This is a genomic window from Nitrococcus mobilis Nb-231, from assembly GCF_000153205.1.
Taxonomy (GTDB): Bacteria; Pseudomonadota; Gammaproteobacteria; order Nitrococcales; family Nitrococcaceae; genus Nitrococcus; species Nitrococcus mobilis.
This window is the reverse complement of the sequence record NZ_CH672427.1, coordinates 3,115,591-3,130,259: the sequence shown is the minus strand read 5'-3', so window position 1 is coordinate 3,130,259 and position 14,669 is coordinate 3,115,591. Positions and strand designations below refer to the sequence as shown.

The 14,669-nt window shown below is 60.9% G+C and carries 18 protein-coding genes and 3 pseudogenes; 4 read left to right on the top strand and 17 right to left on the bottom strand.

Annotated elements, in window-relative coordinates:
• Positions 1-140: 140 nt before the first annotated feature.
• From NB231_RS18800 to NB231_RS14190, 11 genes and pseudogenes are all read right to left on the bottom strand, one after another.
• A complete protein-coding gene (locus NB231_RS18800) occupies positions 141-407 on the bottom strand; it encodes a hypothetical protein (RefSeq protein ID WP_156777033.1) in 267 nt (88 codons plus the stop codon).
• 14 nt (positions 408-421) lie between these two features.
• Positions 422-685 carry a 4a-hydroxytetrahydrobiopterin dehydratase gene (locus NB231_RS14235; RefSeq protein WP_040662478.1) on the bottom strand — a complete coding sequence of 88 codons (264 nt, stop codon included), beginning with the start codon at positions 683-685 and terminating at the stop codon, positions 422-424.
• Complete coding sequence (locus NB231_RS14230; RefSeq protein WP_005004179.1) at positions 630-1,196, bottom strand: ferritin-like domain-containing protein; 567 nt, start codon at positions 1,194-1,196, stop codon at positions 630-632. The genes NB231_RS14235 and NB231_RS14230 overlap by 56 nt, the downstream gene beginning before the upstream one ends.
• Before the next feature lie 135 nt (positions 1,197-1,331).
• Positions 1,332-1,421: pseudogene (locus NB231_RS20380) on the bottom strand (BMC domain-containing protein); the annotation flags it as partial.
• 43 nt (positions 1,422-1,464) lie between these two features.
• A complete protein-coding gene (locus NB231_RS14220; RefSeq protein WP_040662475.1) occupies positions 1,465-1,782 on the bottom strand; it encodes a BMC domain-containing protein in 318 nt (105 codons plus the stop codon).
• A 42-nt stretch (positions 1,783-1,824) separates the two neighbouring features.
• Entirely contained in the window at positions 1,825-2,142 is a 318-nt protein-coding gene (locus NB231_RS14215) for a BMC domain-containing protein (protein WP_005004175.1), read from the bottom strand.
• Positions 2,143-2,190: 48 nt separating this feature from the next.
• Positions 2,191-2,475: a BMC domain-containing protein gene (locus NB231_RS14210; RefSeq protein ID WP_005004173.1), complete on the bottom strand. Its 285-nt coding sequence runs from the start codon at positions 2,473-2,475 to the stop codon at positions 2,191-2,193.
• Positions 2,465-2,809 carry a carboxysome peptide B gene (locus NB231_RS14205; RefSeq protein ID WP_005004171.1) on the bottom strand — a complete coding sequence of 115 codons (345 nt, stop codon included), beginning with the start codon at positions 2,807-2,809 and terminating at the stop codon, positions 2,465-2,467. The genes NB231_RS14210 and NB231_RS14205 overlap by 11 nt, the downstream gene beginning before the upstream one ends.
• Before the next feature lie 10 nt (positions 2,810-2,819).
• Positions 2,820-3,077 (bottom strand): carboxysome peptide A, encoded by a 258-nt coding sequence (locus NB231_RS14200; protein WP_005004170.1) that lies wholly within the window; start codon positions 3,075-3,077, stop codon positions 2,820-2,822.
• Complete coding sequence (locus NB231_RS14195; protein ID WP_232210483.1) at positions 3,077-4,561, bottom strand: carboxysome shell carbonic anhydrase; 1,485 nt, start codon at positions 4,559-4,561, stop codon at positions 3,077-3,079. The genes NB231_RS14200 and NB231_RS14195 overlap by 1 nt, the downstream gene beginning before the upstream one ends.
• 41 nt (positions 4,562-4,602) lie before the next feature.
• Positions 4,603-6,969 carry a CsoS2 family carboxysome shell protein gene (locus NB231_RS14190; RefSeq protein ID WP_084766350.1) on the bottom strand — a complete coding sequence of 789 codons (2,367 nt, stop codon included), beginning with the start codon at positions 6,967-6,969 and terminating at the stop codon, positions 4,603-4,605.
• On the opposite strand from NB231_RS14190, the gene NB231_RS14185 reads away from it, so the two are divergent.
• A complete protein-coding gene (locus tag NB231_RS14185; protein WP_084766349.1) occupies positions 6,968-7,540 on the top strand; it encodes a hypothetical protein in 573 nt (190 codons plus the stop codon). The two genes, NB231_RS14190 and NB231_RS14185, sit on opposite strands and share 2 nt — an antisense overlap.
• A gap of 68 nt (positions 7,541-7,608) precedes the next feature.
• Here the strand turns inward: NB231_RS14185 and NB231_RS14180 are convergent, their stop codons facing one another.
• The 5 genes from NB231_RS14180 to NB231_RS14160 form a co-directional block, all read right to left on the bottom strand.
• Positions 7,609-7,953 (bottom strand): ribulose bisphosphate carboxylase small subunit, encoded by a 345-nt coding sequence (locus NB231_RS14180; RefSeq protein ID WP_040662472.1) that lies wholly within the window; start codon positions 7,951-7,953, stop codon positions 7,609-7,611.
• 59 nt (positions 7,954-8,012) lie between these two features.
• The gene (locus NB231_RS14175) at positions 8,013-9,443 is read right to left on the bottom strand and encodes a form I ribulose bisphosphate carboxylase large subunit (RefSeq protein ID WP_005004162.1); all 1,431 of its coding nucleotides are present in this window, start codon (positions 9,441-9,443) and stop codon (positions 8,013-8,015) included.
• A 573-nt stretch (positions 9,444-10,016) separates the two neighbouring features.
• The gene (locus NB231_RS14170) at positions 10,017-10,403 is read right to left on the bottom strand and encodes a Druantia anti-phage system protein DruA (RefSeq protein ID WP_005004161.1); all 387 of its coding nucleotides are present in this window, start codon (positions 10,401-10,403) and stop codon (positions 10,017-10,019) included.
• A 91-nt stretch (positions 10,404-10,494) separates the two neighbouring features.
• On the bottom strand, positions 10,495-11,130 hold the full coding sequence (locus NB231_RS14165; RefSeq protein ID WP_005004155.1) for a carbonic anhydrase: 636 nt from the start codon (positions 11,128-11,130) through the stop codon (positions 10,495-10,497).
• Between the two features lie 395 nt (positions 11,131-11,525).
• Complete coding sequence (locus tag NB231_RS14160) at positions 11,526-12,488, bottom strand: LysR family transcriptional regulator (protein WP_005004153.1); 963 nt, start codon at positions 12,486-12,488, stop codon at positions 11,526-11,528.
• Between the two features lie 409 nt (positions 12,489-12,897).
• Between NB231_RS14160 and NB231_RS20170 the strand changes: the two genes are divergently transcribed.
• Both NB231_RS20170 and NB231_RS14155 read left to right on the top strand, forming a co-directional pair.
• A complete protein-coding gene (locus tag NB231_RS20170; protein WP_156777032.1) occupies positions 12,898-13,290 on the top strand; it encodes a putative inorganic carbon transporter subunit DabA in 393 nt (130 codons plus the stop codon).
• Between the two features lie 226 nt (positions 13,291-13,516).
• Positions 13,517-13,723, top strand: coding sequence for a hypothetical protein (locus NB231_RS14155; RefSeq protein ID WP_005004149.1), 207 nt, complete (start codon positions 13,517-13,519; stop codon positions 13,721-13,723).
• Between the two features lie 12 nt (positions 13,724-13,735).
• On the opposite strand, the pseudogene NB231_RS14150 reads toward NB231_RS14155, so the two are convergent.
• Positions 13,736-14,188: pseudogene (locus NB231_RS14150) on the bottom strand (IS5 family transposase); the annotation flags it as partial.
• Between the two features lie 146 nt (positions 14,189-14,334).
• Here NB231_RS14150 and NB231_RS18790 point away from each other — a divergent pair.
• A pseudogene (locus NB231_RS18790) lies at positions 14,335-14,583 on the top strand (transposase); the annotation flags it as partial.
• Positions 14,584-14,669 lie beyond the last annotated feature (86 nt).

Sequence of the window (14,669 nt, the reverse complement as noted above, 5' to 3'; positions counted from 1 at the left end):
ACTCGAACCGGACTTGTCGCCGACGCCCGCCTTCCGCGCAAGTTCGCGATTGGAGGGAATCGACGCATGGCCTTTACCCAGCTCACCGATGGCGAGCGCTTGCGCGACACCGTGCAGTTCACTTCATGGAACGTGAAAATTCAGTCGGGCCACACACGGCGTCCGCTCTGATAGGGGTCATCACCACTACCACGAGGCTTGATCTGATAGGGATCACCATTACCACGGGACTTCGCGCCAGCTGAGGAAGGCCTCCGCCCCGTGGATTTGTTACCGGCCTGTGAAAGGGTTTTTTTCTTTTCGCCGTCGCTCGCATCGTGTACCGGCGAATCGGCCTTATCTACAACCGCCTTGTCTTTACCCATGGAATAGACCAGTTTTTCACCGGTTATGTCAGTTTTGCTCATGATGTCACCACCTCTCAGTGAAGACCATCGCAGGGGTAGAGCTCATCGAGCCGCTCGGCAAAGCGACGCTGAGCGTCACCCAGCTCATCTTCGCCTTCTGCTGCGTAAATGGTCATGTTCACATAATCGCGACCGAACCCGATATCCGGATAAAGTCCTTCATGTTCAGAGAGTTCCGCAGCACGGTCCAAAAAATCACGGAGTGTAGGGTAATCCGGAAACTCATAACGCCGCTCCAGACGATGTGGGCGCTTGCGCTCCCGCCACTGACTGCCCATAGCGTTTCTCCTTTACTCGCGCGCTATTGTTGTGCATAGTCGCGCGCTGTTGGACAGGATCAACGGCCCTGGGGCTTTCGAGTTCCTCGAGCCAGCGAGCGAACTCGTCCCCATGGGCTTCCTCCTCGGCAAGAAGCGCTTCGAAAAACAATCGATTGTCATGGTCGCCTTGACAGGCGCAGTGTCGGACTGCGTCGGTGTAGAGGCCAATAAGCTCGAACTCCAGTGTCTGGTTGTGCCGCAACAGCGCTTGCAGGTCTTGTCCGACCTGTACCGGACGAAGTTGCGATGCGCTCGGCGCCACGCACAAAGCCAGCATGCGGGAAATAATTCGGTCTACATGGCCCATTTCCTCGGTAGCCTCATTGCGCATGCGCTTTGCCGGTTCAGCCAGCCCCCAGATCGCGAGCAATCGCGCCTGGGTGCTGTATTGCTGAACCGCGGTGAGCTCAAGGCTTAGCGCCCGACCGAGATAGCCGAGAACACGTTGGTCGGAAGGTCGCTGCATCATGATGACGGAACCGTCTGTCGAGCTATTCCCTTCTGATCACTCAGCTACGCCCAGGACGATTGCCGCCCATCTCATCCCCGAGCGCCGGCTCGACTCCGCGGTGCGGGCGGGAAATGATTTGCGCGGCAACCAGCCCTTGGTCATAGCACCCGCCGCCTCGATGGCGGGCACCAGCCCGCGGGTCTCGATCATACCCAGTGCGATACTGTAGGTATCTTTGGCCATGGCTGGAATCTCCTGTTACGTAGAGAGGTTACTGAGGCATGGATCAGGCCGCGGCTGAGGAAGACGAGTCGGCGCCCCTCGGCAGAGCCGGCTCGACCTCACGGTGCGGGCGGGCGATGATATGCGCGGCAACTAGGCCGTCGCCCACGCGCTCGCAGGCGTCGGCCCCGGCACGCACGGCCGCGTTGACCGCACCGGTTTCCCCGCGCACTAACACGGTGACATAACCACCGCCCACGAACTCGCGCCCTATCAGACGCACCTCCGCGGCCTTGGTCATGGCATCCGCCGCCTCGATGGCGGGCACCAGCCCGCGGGTCTCGATCATACCCAATGCGATACCGTAGGTATCTTTAGCCATGGTTGAAATCTCCTGTTGTGTAGAGAGTTGCTGCGGCATGGATTAGGCCGCGGCTGAGGAAGACGAATCGGCGCCCCGCGGCAGAGCCGGCTCGACCTCGCGGTGCGGGCGAGCAATGATGTGCGCGGCAACCAGGCCGTCGCCCACGCGCTCACAGGCGTCGGCCCCGGCACGCACGGCCGCGTTGACCGCACCGGTTTCCCCGCGCACTAATACGGTTACATAACCGCCGCCCACGAACTCGCGCCCTATCAGACGCACCTCCGCGGCCTTGGTCATGGCATCCGCCGCCTCGATGGCGGGCACCAGCCCGCGGGTCTCGATCATACCCAGTGCGATACCGTAAGTTTCGTTTGCCATCTTGATATCTCCGTCGTCGGACTTAAGAGTTCACTAACGCCTTACTTTCTAACCCAGTACGGGCTCGACCTCGCGGTGCGGGCGGGCAATGATATGCGCGGCAACCAGTCCGTCACCGACGCGCTCGCAGGCGTCGGCCCCCGCACGCACAGCCGCGTTGACCGCTCCAGTTTCGCCGCGCACCAACACGCTGACATAGCCGCCGCCCACGAATTCACGACTGATCAGACGTACTTCCGAGGCCTTGGTCATGGCGTCCGCCGCCTCGATGGCGGGGACCAGGCCACGCGTTTCGATCATACCCAGCGCGATACCGTAAGTTTCATCTGCCATTTTTATTTCTCCTGATCACCTCGTTGGTCGACACAGGACTCGTCTCACCCTCGTATTGCCCGCACTGCTTGGCAGTTGCGGGTTGCAGGTCAGCCTCCCAGTGATCGATGATGCCGCCTATGGTCAGATCGGTGAGTATTCCGAAATCGCCGCTGGCGTACCGCGCGGCCGAACCGCTGACCGTGAACACCCAGTTACCTTCGCGCGCACCCACGGGATCCACCGCTACGTGCCGCCTGCCTTGGGAATCCCGCAGCACCCGCAGGCTCGTCTGTTTCAATCCTTCCACCCGCCGGGTGCAGACCAGCGGCGCTTCGACCTGGAGAATATCCATTAGTCCTCCATCAGCTCTGCGCTTCTTCCGGCGGCCAGTGGTCGATGATTCCGACGATGGTCAGATCGCTCGGATATTCCTTGCTGCCGGCCGCCTCGCGCGCTGCCGAACTACCCACGCAAATTACCCAATCGCCGGGAATACAGCCGACGCCATCCACTGCCACCAGCATAGAGCTACCGTCTCGCACCACCTGCAGGTACTTGTGTTCCAGTCCGGGGATGCGGTTGGTCGCCACCAGCGGCCGCTCCACCTGACAAATTTTCATCAGTGTGACTCCCACATTTCCTGTTCCGTCACGGAACAGCCCAGCACTTCGATGGAACCGCCGGCGGCACAGTCACGCACTAGCATCAGCATATGAATCAGGCCGCGACCGATCAGATCCGCGTAACGCGCGCTCATGGCTTGAGCGACCCGCTGGCAGTGCTCAGCGGCGCGTTCACGCGCACCGGGCACATGGCCCTGATAGTCGTAACGGATGACGACCGGAACAGGCAGACCATGCGCTACGTTGAGACGCGAGAAGATCTTGACGCCCACGTCGAGATCATCTGCGGCCTCCTCGACGGTGTCGAGGTAGGCAAAGTAGGTCAGGTTGCGCAGCTGCACTTCCTCGAACCCCTTGCCCGCGCCGATGAAGCGCTCCGCATGGCCGATATCCCGGTAGTGCTCGCTGTGATATCTGCGCACGTACTCGATCTGTGACAGATTGTTCTCGAGCAGACGGGCAATCAGGCGCTGCGTGCCCTCCGGCACATCCGGTGCCGCCTCCTTGACGCGGGTCTCGATGCGCGCGCGGGCCTGCTGCGCCGTCAGGCGCTGCGTCTGGGTATACAGATCACGCGCCTCAATCATGCCGTGCAGATCGATCTCTCCGGCGCCGTTCGCAATATGAACGCGAATTGCATCCGTATCCGTGTCCAGCCCGATGAGGAGCAAATCGATAGACGCGCCGCAACAATGGGTGTTCTGGACAGCCTGTTGAAACGCGAGCAACCGTTCCAGGCCGGCGCGCGCGGCCGCGGCGGCGTCGGAGCCGTGAGCGGCGCAACCTTCGTGTGCCGGATCCCTGGAGCTGTAGTGATACACGGCTGCCTTGAGATAGCGTGTCGGCGCATCAGCCGTATTCGGCCGGCCCTCGCGAAATCTCAGCAGTTCGGTTTCGGTCCACTTTTCCAGGCTGTTCTCGATGTCGAACAGGGCACCGGCATACGACTTGCGCCGAACCATGCGGTACGGGAGCCGCAGCACGTAGCGAACCACGTGAGCGAGTCGCCCGTCCGAGCAGGGCGACACGTCCAGGAGGTGGAAGCCGCATTCCTGCAGAAACTGGTCAAAGGCAGCCTCGTCATCCGACTTCAGAGGATCCGTCGTAAAGAACTCATCGCAAAAACGACGATAGGTCTCGAACACACACCAGGCGAACAGGCGGCGCATATCGAGTTGTTCCACCCAGGCGTCGGCGAGGATCTGTTCAGGCAGCTCGAAGCCGAGGCGTTCACGGGCGAGATCCTGCGCGCGCAGTTCGAACTGCTCCTCGTGCTGCAGGGCGGAAACGCGCTTGAGCGTCGGCACGATCGCATCGAAGGCGGATTTGATTCGCCGTTCGTAGTCGAACAAGCGGGCGTTCTCCTCGCTCCGGGCGAGCGGATGCGCACCTTGCTGGCCCCACCCGGTCGCGTGCCGCAGCCCTGCGAATGGTGCGCGCACCGCTCCCGGGCGCCGCCGCGGAGCGGTCGCGTGGACCACAGAGTCTGCAGGTGAGCGATTGCGATCGTTTAACATGCCTGTTAGCCCCGAGCACCACCGGAATAGGTCACCAGCGCCCCGCGGGCAGTGTTGCCGCTGCTTCCAGTCACCTTGCTCAGCGGCTCTGGCGCCTCTTCGTTGCGCTTAGGCGGCTGAGAACGCGCGGGCATGGCGCTCATCGGACCCCGACGCGTCGGGTTGCGCCCCATGGCGGAGGTGCCCTCCGTTCCGGTGACGCGGTCACCCCGATCCCAGTCATCGCCGGTGATCTTGAGGCCGGCGTCCATTCCCTCACCGGTGATGCGCGATTTCACGCGGCCGTCGACGTCGCCGGCCGTAGGCGGTAGTTCGGCCGCCGCCATCGCGGCGTTATTGCGACCGGACCCGAAGCGGGCCTCCTCCGTGCCGGTGACCTTGCCAGTGGCCATACCAAACGGCCCGGTGATCTGACCCTTCTCGTAGGTCGAGCCGGTCACGCCACCAGCGCGAGTCTTCACTTGCGCCGCCTGCGACGGCGGAGTCACGCTAAACTTCTCCCACGGAGGCTCGCTCAGCATTTGCGGGAAATCCGGGCTGCCGGGCTCGGCCGGCGTGGCCGGGCAGGCCGCGGCGAACTGCTCGGCACCGACATAGGGCGTGCCGCTGACGGTTTCGCAGGCACCTTTTTCGGCACCGGTCAGCTTGCCGCCGATGCCTGGCTGCTGTCCTGTAAGGCTCGAACCGGGCGTGGATCGCAGCTGACGGGTACGCACCTCGGCTTGCTGAGCCTCTTCAGGTCTGCAGTAGCTGCGGTATTGTTCTGCGCCCGCGTAGGGTGTCCCAGTAATCGCCTTGCAGGTACCCGGCTCGTCGCCGGTCACCCGGGTCGAGCGCCCGGTAAGGGTACCGCTGACAGGCTGTCCCATCAGTGTCCGGGACACACCCACTTTGCAGTCCTCGGGCTTGGGTGTCGTCGGACAGAAACCGCTGTACTGCTCCCGGCCGATGTAGTCATCGCCCGTGATATTACGGCAGGTACCCGGCTCGTCGCCGGTCACCCGTTCACTGCGCCCGACCAACGTGCCGGTCACAGATCCGCCGCGCAAGGTCCGGCTGGCGCCGACCTTGGGCGGCGCCTTGCCATTTCCAACTTGCATGTAATGGGTACCGGTGAGTTCACGGTTCGCGCCGGTCTCATCCCCGGTCACTCGGGCTGAACGCCCCACGTTGTTGCCGGTTACGGTTTTGCCCCCGCGGGTCTCGGAACTCGGCACCTTCATGGGAGCGGGTTCGCTCTTAGTGCCGCAGAATGCCTCGGATTGATCGGCCGCGACGTACTGTGATCCGGTCACGCGCTTACAAGTCCCCGATTCGTCTCCCGTCACCCTGCGGCTGCGTCCCACCTCGTTGCCGGTGACGCGGTTGCCGCCGCCGGTGGGACTCACCCCTCCCCTGCGCGATGACTTGCTCGGCTCGCTCTGGCAGAACTCCCGGAAAATGTTAGCGCCCATATATTCGGTGCCGGTGATCTCCCGACACGTGCTGGGCTCATCGCCCGTAGTACGCCGACTGCGCCCGACTTGGGTTCCGGTTACCGTCTGCCCGTATGTGGTCTCGCTGGCACCCACTTTCCAGGGCGCGTCCTGTGCGGCACCGGGCGAGCCGTTACCCGCGACGCTCCGGTTGCTGCGCTTGCGACCGCACGGCCCCGATTTCTTCTGCCCCGCCCCGCCTCGCTGACTGCGCTGCGTACGCACGGCACGGGCTAGATCGCGGCTGGACATGTCGGGGTTGGCCACACGGACGGTCTGCGCCTCACTTATGCCATTCGGATTCAGCCCCGCCTTGCCACGCGTGGCCATAGCCTTGCGCCGCGCCCGGGAGGCGGCACGCGCCGACCCCATGGCGGCTGCATCGGTAACCTTACGATTGATCAACTTCGCTTTCGTCGGCGTTTGTTTCGGTAATGAAGGCGCACGGTTGCCCGTCTGCCGGGTAGGCCTTGAAGCGGAATCCTGCCTGGTGTTCTGACCGGGGTTGTGCTCGGCACGGGCCTGTCTACCCTTGGAGCCGCACTCACACGCGGACGCCTCCCGACTGGTCGCGGCTTTGGGCTGGGCCGGACTAAAATCTCTACGGGTGAGATCTGGGGTGCCGAGCCCGGCCTTGCCGCGCGTGGCCATGGCCTTGCGCCGCGCCCGGGAGGCCTCGCGCGCGGTCAGCGTGACGGCGCTTGGCGTGTAACGGTTCTCGGAAGGTCGGGGCGCCGGGCGCGCCGCCGGCCGATTTGGGCTTGCTGCCCGAGGTGATGGTTGCCACCCGCCAGCCGTGGAGGCGGGGGCAGCAGGTGCGCGGCTTCCGGCCGTTGCGGGTTTGCTGCCCGAGGCGCCGGTCATCGTGCGCAAGCCGGCTTTACCGGTGGTAGCCATGGCACGGCGCCTGGCGCGTGATGCCTCCCGGGCGGTGGAGTTGGTCGTGTTTGCAGTCTGTACCATAGCGGCAGCCCTGGAGACTGGAGCGCCGGTTGCGCGGCTTCCAGTCGATTTGGATTTGCTGCCCGAGGCACTGGTCATCATTTGCAAGCCGGCCTTGCCGGTGGTAGCCATGGCACGGCGCCTGGCACGTGATGCCTCCCGGGCGGTGGAGTTGGTCGTGTTCGCAGTCTGCACCATAGCGGCAGCCCTGGAGGCTGGAGCGCCGGTTGCGCGGCTTCCAGCCGATTGGGGTTTGCTGCCCGAGGCACTGGTCATCATTCGCAAGCCGGCCTTGCCGGTGGTAGCCATGGCACGGCGCCTGGCGCGTGATGCCTCCCGGGCGGTGGAGTTGGTTGTGTTTGCACTCTGCACCATAGCGGCAGCCCTGGAGGCTGGAGCGCCGGTTGCGCGGCTTCCAGCCGATTTGGGTTTGCTGCCCGAGGCACTGGTCATCATTTGCAAGCCGGCCTTGCCGTTGGTAGACATAGCACGACGCCTGACGCGTGATGCCTCCCGGGCGGTATAGCTGGTCGTGTTTGCAGTCCGTGCCATGGTTTACCCCGTCGCGTCGATGTTTGCCTTCCGTTTCCGGGTTCAGCCGCGTCCCTCGAAGACGACGAACGCCAGCCCCTGGCTCTGGGTGTAGCTGTCGTAGCCGATCAGACGAACGTGGTGAGTCGGATAGGCACGGTGGCAGGCTTCCAGCTCACGCAGGACGTTCTCCAGACTGGTCTCGCCGAAAAAAGGCAGCTTCCACATCGGCCAATAATCGTTCATGAGGTTGGACGGATGCTCGTGCTCGATTGACGGCGTCCAACCCTGGGAAAGGATGTAGGCGATCTGCTCGTCGAGCTCGTCCTGGGTCAAGGCTGGCAGGAACCCGAACGTCTCCAGGGTCTGGGCGGTCTGGTAGTCAACCATTTCGTACATCGTTGCCATGATTCAGTTCCTCGTATCGATTCGGTCGGGAATTCGCAAAAATCGGCCTCGACCTCTCCTTAGCCGTAACTCGCAGATTTAATGACATCCAGCTTGTCCACGGTCTCGAATTCGAACTTGATTTCCTTCCAGGTTTCCATCGCGATGGCGAGCTCAGGGCTGCGAGCTGCCGCCTCGGACAGAATGTCAGCCGCTTCCTTTTCGAGCTCGCGACCTTCATTGCGCGCTTTCACGCAAGCCTCGAGCGAGACGCGGTTGGCGGCGGCGCCCGCCGCATTGCCCCAGGGGTGTCCCTGAGTGCCGCCACCGAACTGCAGGCAGGAATCGTCGCCGAAGATGGTGACCAGGGCGGGCATGTGCCAAACATGGATGCCGCCTGAGGCGACCGGAAACACGCCGGGCATGGAACCCCAGTCCTGGTCGAAGAACACGCCGCGGGCACGATCCTCGGGAACGAAGGCTTCCCGCAGCTGATCGACGAAGCCCATCGTGGAGGAGCGATCGCCCTCGAGCTTGCCCACCACGGTGCCGGCGTGCAGGTGGTCGCCACCGGAGAGGCGCAGGCACTTGGCCAACACCCGGAAATGGATGCCATGCTTAGGATGACGGTCGATCACCGCGTGCATGGCGCGGTGGATGTGCAGCAGCATGCCGTTCTTACGGCACCACTTGGCAAGGCCCGTATTGGCTGTGAAACCGGCGGTGAGAAAGTCGTGCATGATGATGGGCATGCCCAATGCCTTGGCGAACTCGGCACGCTCGTACATCTGCTCGGGATCGGGGGAAGTGACGTTCAGATAGTGCCCCTTGCGCTCGCCGGTCTCGGCCTGCGCTTTCAGCACCGCCTCGGCTACGAACTCGAAGCGGTTCTGCCAACGCATGAACGGCTGAGAGCTGACGTTCTCGTCGTCCTTGGTCAGGTCCAGACCGCCACGCAGACATTCATACACAGTGCGGCCGTAGTTCTTGGCCGACAGACCCAGCTTGGGCTTGATAGTGCAGCCCAGCAGCGGACGGCCGTACTTGTTGAGCTTGTCGCGCTCGACCTGGATGCCGCTGGGCGGACCCATGCAGGTCTTGACGTAGGCGATGGGGAAGCGGATGTCCTCCAGACGCAGGTGCTTGAGGGCCTTGAAGCCGAACACGTTCCCCACCAAGGAGGTCAGTACGCTGACGACAGAGCCTTCCTCGAACAGGTCGATTGGGTAGGCAATGAACGCGTAGAAGGACTCGGAGTCCCCGGGCACCTCCTCCAAACGATACGCGCGGCCCTTGTAGTACTCAAGATCGGTCAAGAGCTCGGACCACACGCTACTCCAGGTGCCGGTGGAGGATTCCGCGGCCACAGCGGCGGCAACTTCTTCACGAGGGACCCCCGGCTGACCAGTGCACTTGAAGCACGCCAGCAAATCAGTATCGAGGGGCACATAGTCCGGGGTCCAGTACATCGTGCGGTACTCTTTCACGCCCGCCTGGTAGCTCACGCTCATGTGGGAGTCCTCCTGCTTGCAAAATTAAGGATTATTCGACGGCTTCGCGCTCCTGGTTCGCAGCCAAAGCGTCCAGAACCGAAATTGGTACATTGGTGCAGAGTTTATTGAGAGAGGGAGGATAAAAAACAGTTTAATTTTTTTAAGTTTTACTTAATCGATCATTTAATCATGATCGACCCCGCTCGCGCGAGCTCGCAGGCTAGCGGGAAGAAGTGATTGCTTATAGTTTAAATTTCTAAAGCTTGTTTTTATGATTATTTAATCAAAGGAGTACCGGCCGGAAGGAGCCGCTGGTGTTCGCACAGCAGGTGGGATCACCGCAGACGAGCGATGCAAAGGAGATGTGCATGGCCGCGCGAGATACCGGCTAATCCCCCACCCCAGGGTCTGAGCCAATCGGGTCAGCTTAGTACCGTGACCGTATGTCGACGCGAATTCGATATAGAATGCAACGTGATACCACCACCTGCGATTCCCCTTTCGGCAACCATTTCTGCCGGCGCCGGAGCAACTTCCTTACAGCCGACACGGTCCTACTAGGCCTGATCCTTACCCATAAGTTCGCTGACATCAAGGCGGGCGTTGGCGGGCCGGGAGGATCCGGGTCAGCTCCCGGTACATCATCGTAAGGTCATCGAGTCGCTGCAGGCCACGGGTGTCACCGACATACTGCCAGTTCGCCGCCCGATAACACCCACCGCGGGGGCGGCAACGGTCGATGAAGGTCTCCACCAGCACCGGTGCCTCGCCGTAGCGGGCCTGCCAGTCGCCAGGCAATCGGCGCAGGCAGCGCCCGAGCACATGCGAGGCAAGCTGCGGGATACGCAACGTGGGGCGGATGAGAAAACGGCTGTTGCACACAATGCGCCCGAGATCGGCCAGCGTGACGCTCGGCTCGCCGGGTACGACGCCAACACCCAGACCGGCGCCGAGGGTGCGCCACCGCGCGCCATGCACTCACCCAACGCTGTACCTGTCCACGACCATGGCCGCAGACTACCCGAGCGCGACGGCAATATTCAGCCAGGATGTGGGACAATGTCAGGTTCTAGACGGCTCCGACGATCGGATGGAACTCCCCGGTGCGCGGCTCGTGCGCAAACAGATCACCCGTGTGCAGATTGGCCCACCAGCCGTGCAGGACTAGGCTTCCAGCGTCGACGGCTTCAGCGATCCACGGGAACCCCATGAGATTATTGAGGGACGTTTTGATCGCCCCTTTTTCGACCTTGGCGTTCGACCCCGGGTCATCTGCGGCGTGATGCTGACAGGCTTCATGGGCGACTTCCACCCATGGGCCAATGAACTCGCGATCCACGACTTCGCCTCGCGCCAACTTCGACAGGGCTTTCATACCGCCGCAGCTGGAGTGGCCGAGCACCACGATATCCTTCACATTAAGATCACGTACCGCGAACTCGATCGCCGCGCTGGTGCCGTGATGTTTATCGTCCGGCGTGTAGGGCGGCACCAATGCAGCGATGTTCCGTACGACAAAGATCTCGCCGGGATCGGCATTGAACAGGACCGCCGGGTCGACACGTGAATCGGAGCACGCGATGACCAGCACTTTCGGGCTTTGTCCCTCTCGGGCCAGCTTTCGGGTGAGGTCACCCCGCTTCTCGTAGAACAGAGCACGATAACTGCGATACCCTGCGAGCAGCAGATCGATCGCCTCGGACATATTCCGCTCTCCCTCTTCCGCCCCCCATCGGAACGGGTTTCTGCGCCGCCACCACCTAGCGCGCGATCACCATTTTCTGAATATCGCTGGTGCCCTCGCGAATACGACAGACACGCTCGTCAGGGTAATTCTTCTACATGTAGCCAGTATAGCGTATAGGCAGCATGAGCCGGCGTTTCGGCGGCCCGCAGCCTCTCCTCACCGGTGTCCTGCCAGATCGGATGCCCGCCACCTGGGGCTATAATCGCTCACCCCCCAGCCCGCGCACGCCCCTACTCACGGCGCATCACGGGCGACTGAGCAGAACTTGCGCAGATGCGTGGCTCCGGCCGCGCTCGTGAGTCCAATCATCGCCGCCGCGGAAGCGCTCGAGCTCCGCACACCCATACAGGCCCTCAAAGCCTGGCAGCAGCGATACCCTGATCGATTTGCACTTCAACTGCGGAATCGTCCGGAACCTGACACATATGTTCCGAGATCAGAAAGTCCTTAAACGCTTGTGCAGCAGGCGCTAGGACTTTGCGCTCGGGATAGACCACGTGCCACTGGCGTTCCAGCGGCAGACCTTGTACGTCCAATATGATGAGATTGCCCAGAGCGACCTCCGCTTCAACGGTGATCTTGGCGATGATGGAGATGCCCAGTCTGCCCGCAACGGTCTGTCTGATGGCGCCGTTGCTGCCCAATTCCATGCGCACCTTGGGTGTCACATTGTGGCGGTGAAAGAAGGCCTCGCAACTGAGGCGGGTACCGGAGCCAGGCTCCCGTGCGATGAACGGTTCCTGGGCCAAGCGCTTTGGCGAGATATTCTTCTTCGCAGCTAGCGGATGCTGCGGGTGGGCAATAGCGACCAATGGATTGCGGGCGAAGGGAATGGTCACGACATCCAGGTGTTCGGGAGGCTGGCCCAGGATGTAGAGATCGTCCTGGTTGTGGACCAGGCGGTCGAGAATCGACTTTCGGTTACCCACAAACAGCGAGACCTCGATGCCGGGGTGCTGCTCGCTCAATTTGCCGAGCAACTGCGGCACGAAGTACTTCGCCGTGGTAAGAATGGCGACGCTGAGCATGCCTTTTTCCAGCCCCTGGATTGCGGCCAGCTCTTGGACGAGGCGCTCCATGCGTGCTAAGACGTCTCGGCAGGTCGAAGCCACGGCTTTGCCCGCTGTGGTGAGATAAAGCTTCTTCCCCACCTGCTCCAGCAGGGGCTGACCGGTCGCCTCGGCCAATTGTTTCACCTGGATGGAGACGGCCGGCGGAGTCAGGTGGAGCACCTCCGCCGTGCGTGTGATGCTCATGTGCTGGGCAAGGGTATCGAAAATCCTGAGCTGATGAAGAGTGATGCGCCGGATGGTCATGTCACATTGCGCCTCTAAAAATACGTCATCCGCATTTCGATAGCGGTACGAGTGACGGCGGCCTCTAGTAGGCGTTGGGGCAGCGGTGGCGCGCCGATTCCTCCAGGCAAGCTTGCCGGGTCGAGAAGCGCTGCATCCAATCAGAATAGCTGCTCTTCGGCTATTGTTCGCTCCAGCATCCTTCGTTCAGAGCATCTCACCCGCTTTGCCGAACATGGCTAAGGAATCTAGAAACACGTTATGTTTTAAATAATTATTTAACCAATAGTTAGGCATATTAAAATACTATTTATCACTTTTCCTGCATACACTCAATCCAACTTAACGCTCATTGTCATTGAGGAGCCAAGTGAGACGACTCAGCGGCCAGACACGCAGCGATGGTAGAACTTTTCGCCGTGCGCCGTTGATGGGGCTGGCGCTGTGGCGCCATCGTGCCTCTAGGCACAGCGCTGAAGCCAGTCATTTGCGATCCCAGTGGCAACAGCTGCACTTGCATACGAACGAACAGGCGACGCCCGCGGGGCCGAATCGGCGGAGCGACCGTGACCGGTCGCAAGTTCGGCCGGAATGGAGCTTGACTAATAGCGCTTTCTTCATCGTAGCTCCACGCCTTCGCACCCGGCGTCTCGAGTTCGCCGCTTCCAGCCTTTGCACGATTACGAATGGCGGCGGCGAGCGACATAAAGCTGTCGTTCAATTAGTCATGAGTGGCTGCATGTTTTTCAATGGAAGATCGAAGCGCAAAAAAATCGCCGGATATTCTAAATCGGACCGGCATTCAATTTTTGAATTCTGTTGATGCCTTAATTCGTTGATAATGCTGGTTATCTGTCGACGGCCTCAAGGAAGAATTTCGATGCGCCGGCGCGACATCGAGATGCACTCAATGGCCAATCCGGATCAATTTCGCTGGCGATTGACAATTTTTTACCTGTTCGGCAAGATATGATGAGGTCTTAAAAGTCGCCAGGCTGTTCACTGGTTACCTGAATTGTCGCATTTAAACCAACCGCGAGGATGCGAGGATGATAAAGGATGAGTCGGAGCAGGCACACAAGCCGCAGTTTGCATCGGCGCCAGGTCAGGCACGCAAGACTGCAACCGTAGAAGACTCCCTGGCCGCTGCGGCGGAATTGAAGCCAATGGTGGGAAGCGTCCGGCGCTTGGCGCGCGAACGGCGTGCTGCCCTCGCCAAACGGGGCAAGATGGCACTTCCGCCGGAAGAACGCTAACTAAGAGCCTGTTTACAATCTTCTAATGAGCAGAACGAGGAACGCCAGATGGGCGAATTGCAGACTGGTATTGAGCTTATGCTCGCAGTTCTTCCATAAGCGACGGCGTTTTTCCAGCCAGCCGAAGGAGCGTTTCACAACCCATCGCTGGGGCAACACGGCAAAGGGGTGCGCTTGGTTGCGTTTCACTACCTATACCGTCGCCTGAAGCTTCTTCTGTACGGCTTGTGCAAAAGGGCGCCCCGTGTAACCCCCATCCACCAATACGCTCTGAACCAACTGTAGATTCGATGCGCAGCGATCCATGGCCGCCAAGGCCCCTTTGCGGTCGGTCACATCGGCCGTGGTGATCGCAATGGCATGCGGCAACCCTTGGGTATCCACCGCAATAGGGCGCTTGATTCCCGAGACCTTCTTGCCCGCGTCATATCCCTTGTGTTCGGCGCTGTCCGTGTTCTTCACACTCTATGCATTAACGATACCGATCCAAGCCGGTAATTGGCGATTTGTCCCATCATAAGTCATTGAAATAGTTTCCTGTCATCTTTTGGGCGCGCCTTCGTAATCTATTGATATAATAGAATTTATTCGCTTAACTAAGTGCCATTCCCCTCTGGGACCGTTTTGAGTTCATTTACACACCGAAGCACGGCAGTTGACTCAATGTCGCCGAAATCGAGCTCAATGTGATGATCAGCCAATGCCTGAATCGACGAATCGACACCATTGCGCAGTTGCGCGAGCAGGTCTCAGCCTGGCAGGAGCATCGCGATCAGCTCCAGGCGAAGGTGAACTGGCAGTTCACCACGCAAGACGCACGCATCAAACTGAAGCGCCTTTATACGACCTTTAATGCGTGACATGACACTAGCTTCTCCGAAGCGATGGGCTGGGTCAATCCTATTTGACTGCGGTGGACGCGCGCATTCAGACTTCAACACGCGGT

Bases quoted from the DNA above. Each gene is read 5' to 3' on its own strand.
- NB231_RS14220 (WP_040662475.1), bottom strand. From the start codon at position 1,782: ATGGCTAAAGATACCTACGGTATCGCATTGGGTATGATCGAGACCCGC.
- NB231_RS14235 (WP_040662478.1), bottom strand. From the start codon at position 685: ATGGGCAGTCAGTGGCGGGAGCGCAAGCGCCCACATCGTCTGGAGCGG.
- NB231_RS20170 (WP_156777032.1), top strand. From the start codon at position 12,898: ATGGGGCTGGCGCTGTGGCGCCATCGTGCCTCTAGGCACAGCGCTGAA.
- NB231_RS14175 (WP_005004162.1), bottom strand. From the start codon at position 9,443: ATGAGCGTGAGCTACCAGGCGGGCGTGAAAGAGTACCGCACGATGTAC.
- NB231_RS14230 (WP_005004179.1), bottom strand. From the start codon at position 1,196: ATGATGCAGCGACCTTCCGACCAACGTGTTCTCGGCTATCTCGGTCGG.
- NB231_RS14210 (WP_005004173.1), bottom strand. From the start codon at position 2,475: ATGGCAGATGAAACTTACGGTATCGCGCTGGGTATGATCGAAACGCGT.
- NB231_RS14205 (WP_005004171.1), bottom strand. From the start codon at position 2,809: ATGGATATTCTCCAGGTCGAAGCGCCGCTGGTCTGCACCCGGCGGGTG.
- NB231_RS18800 (WP_156777033.1), bottom strand. From the start codon at position 407: ATGAGCAAAACTGACATAACCGGTGAAAAACTGGTCTATTCCATGGGT.
- NB231_RS14200 (WP_005004170.1), bottom strand. From the start codon at position 3,077: ATGAAAATTTGTCAGGTGGAGCGGCCGCTGGTGGCGACCAACCGCATC.
- NB231_RS14190 (WP_084766350.1), bottom strand. From the start codon at position 6,969: ATGGCTACCACCGGTAAAGCCGGCTTGCGCACGATGACCGGCGCCTCG.
- NB231_RS14185 (WP_084766349.1), top strand. From the start codon at position 6,968: ATGGCACGGCGCCTGGCGCGTGATGCCTCCCGGGCGGTGGAGTTGGTC.
- NB231_RS14165 (WP_005004155.1), bottom strand. From the start codon at position 11,130: ATGTCCGAGGCGATCGATCTGCTGCTCGCAGGGTATCGCAGTTATCGT.
- NB231_RS14215 (WP_005004175.1), bottom strand. From the start codon at position 2,142: ATGGCAAACGAAACTTACGGTATCGCACTGGGTATGATCGAGACCCGC.
- NB231_RS14180 (WP_040662472.1), bottom strand. From the start codon at position 7,953: ATGGCAACGATGTACGAAATGGTTGACTACCAGACCGCCCAGACCCTG.
- NB231_RS14160 (WP_005004153.1), bottom strand. From the start codon at position 12,488: ATGACCATCCGGCGCATCACTCTTCATCAGCTCAGGATTTTCGATACC.
- NB231_RS14155 (WP_005004149.1), top strand. From the start codon at position 13,517: ATGATAAAGGATGAGTCGGAGCAGGCACACAAGCCGCAGTTTGCATCG.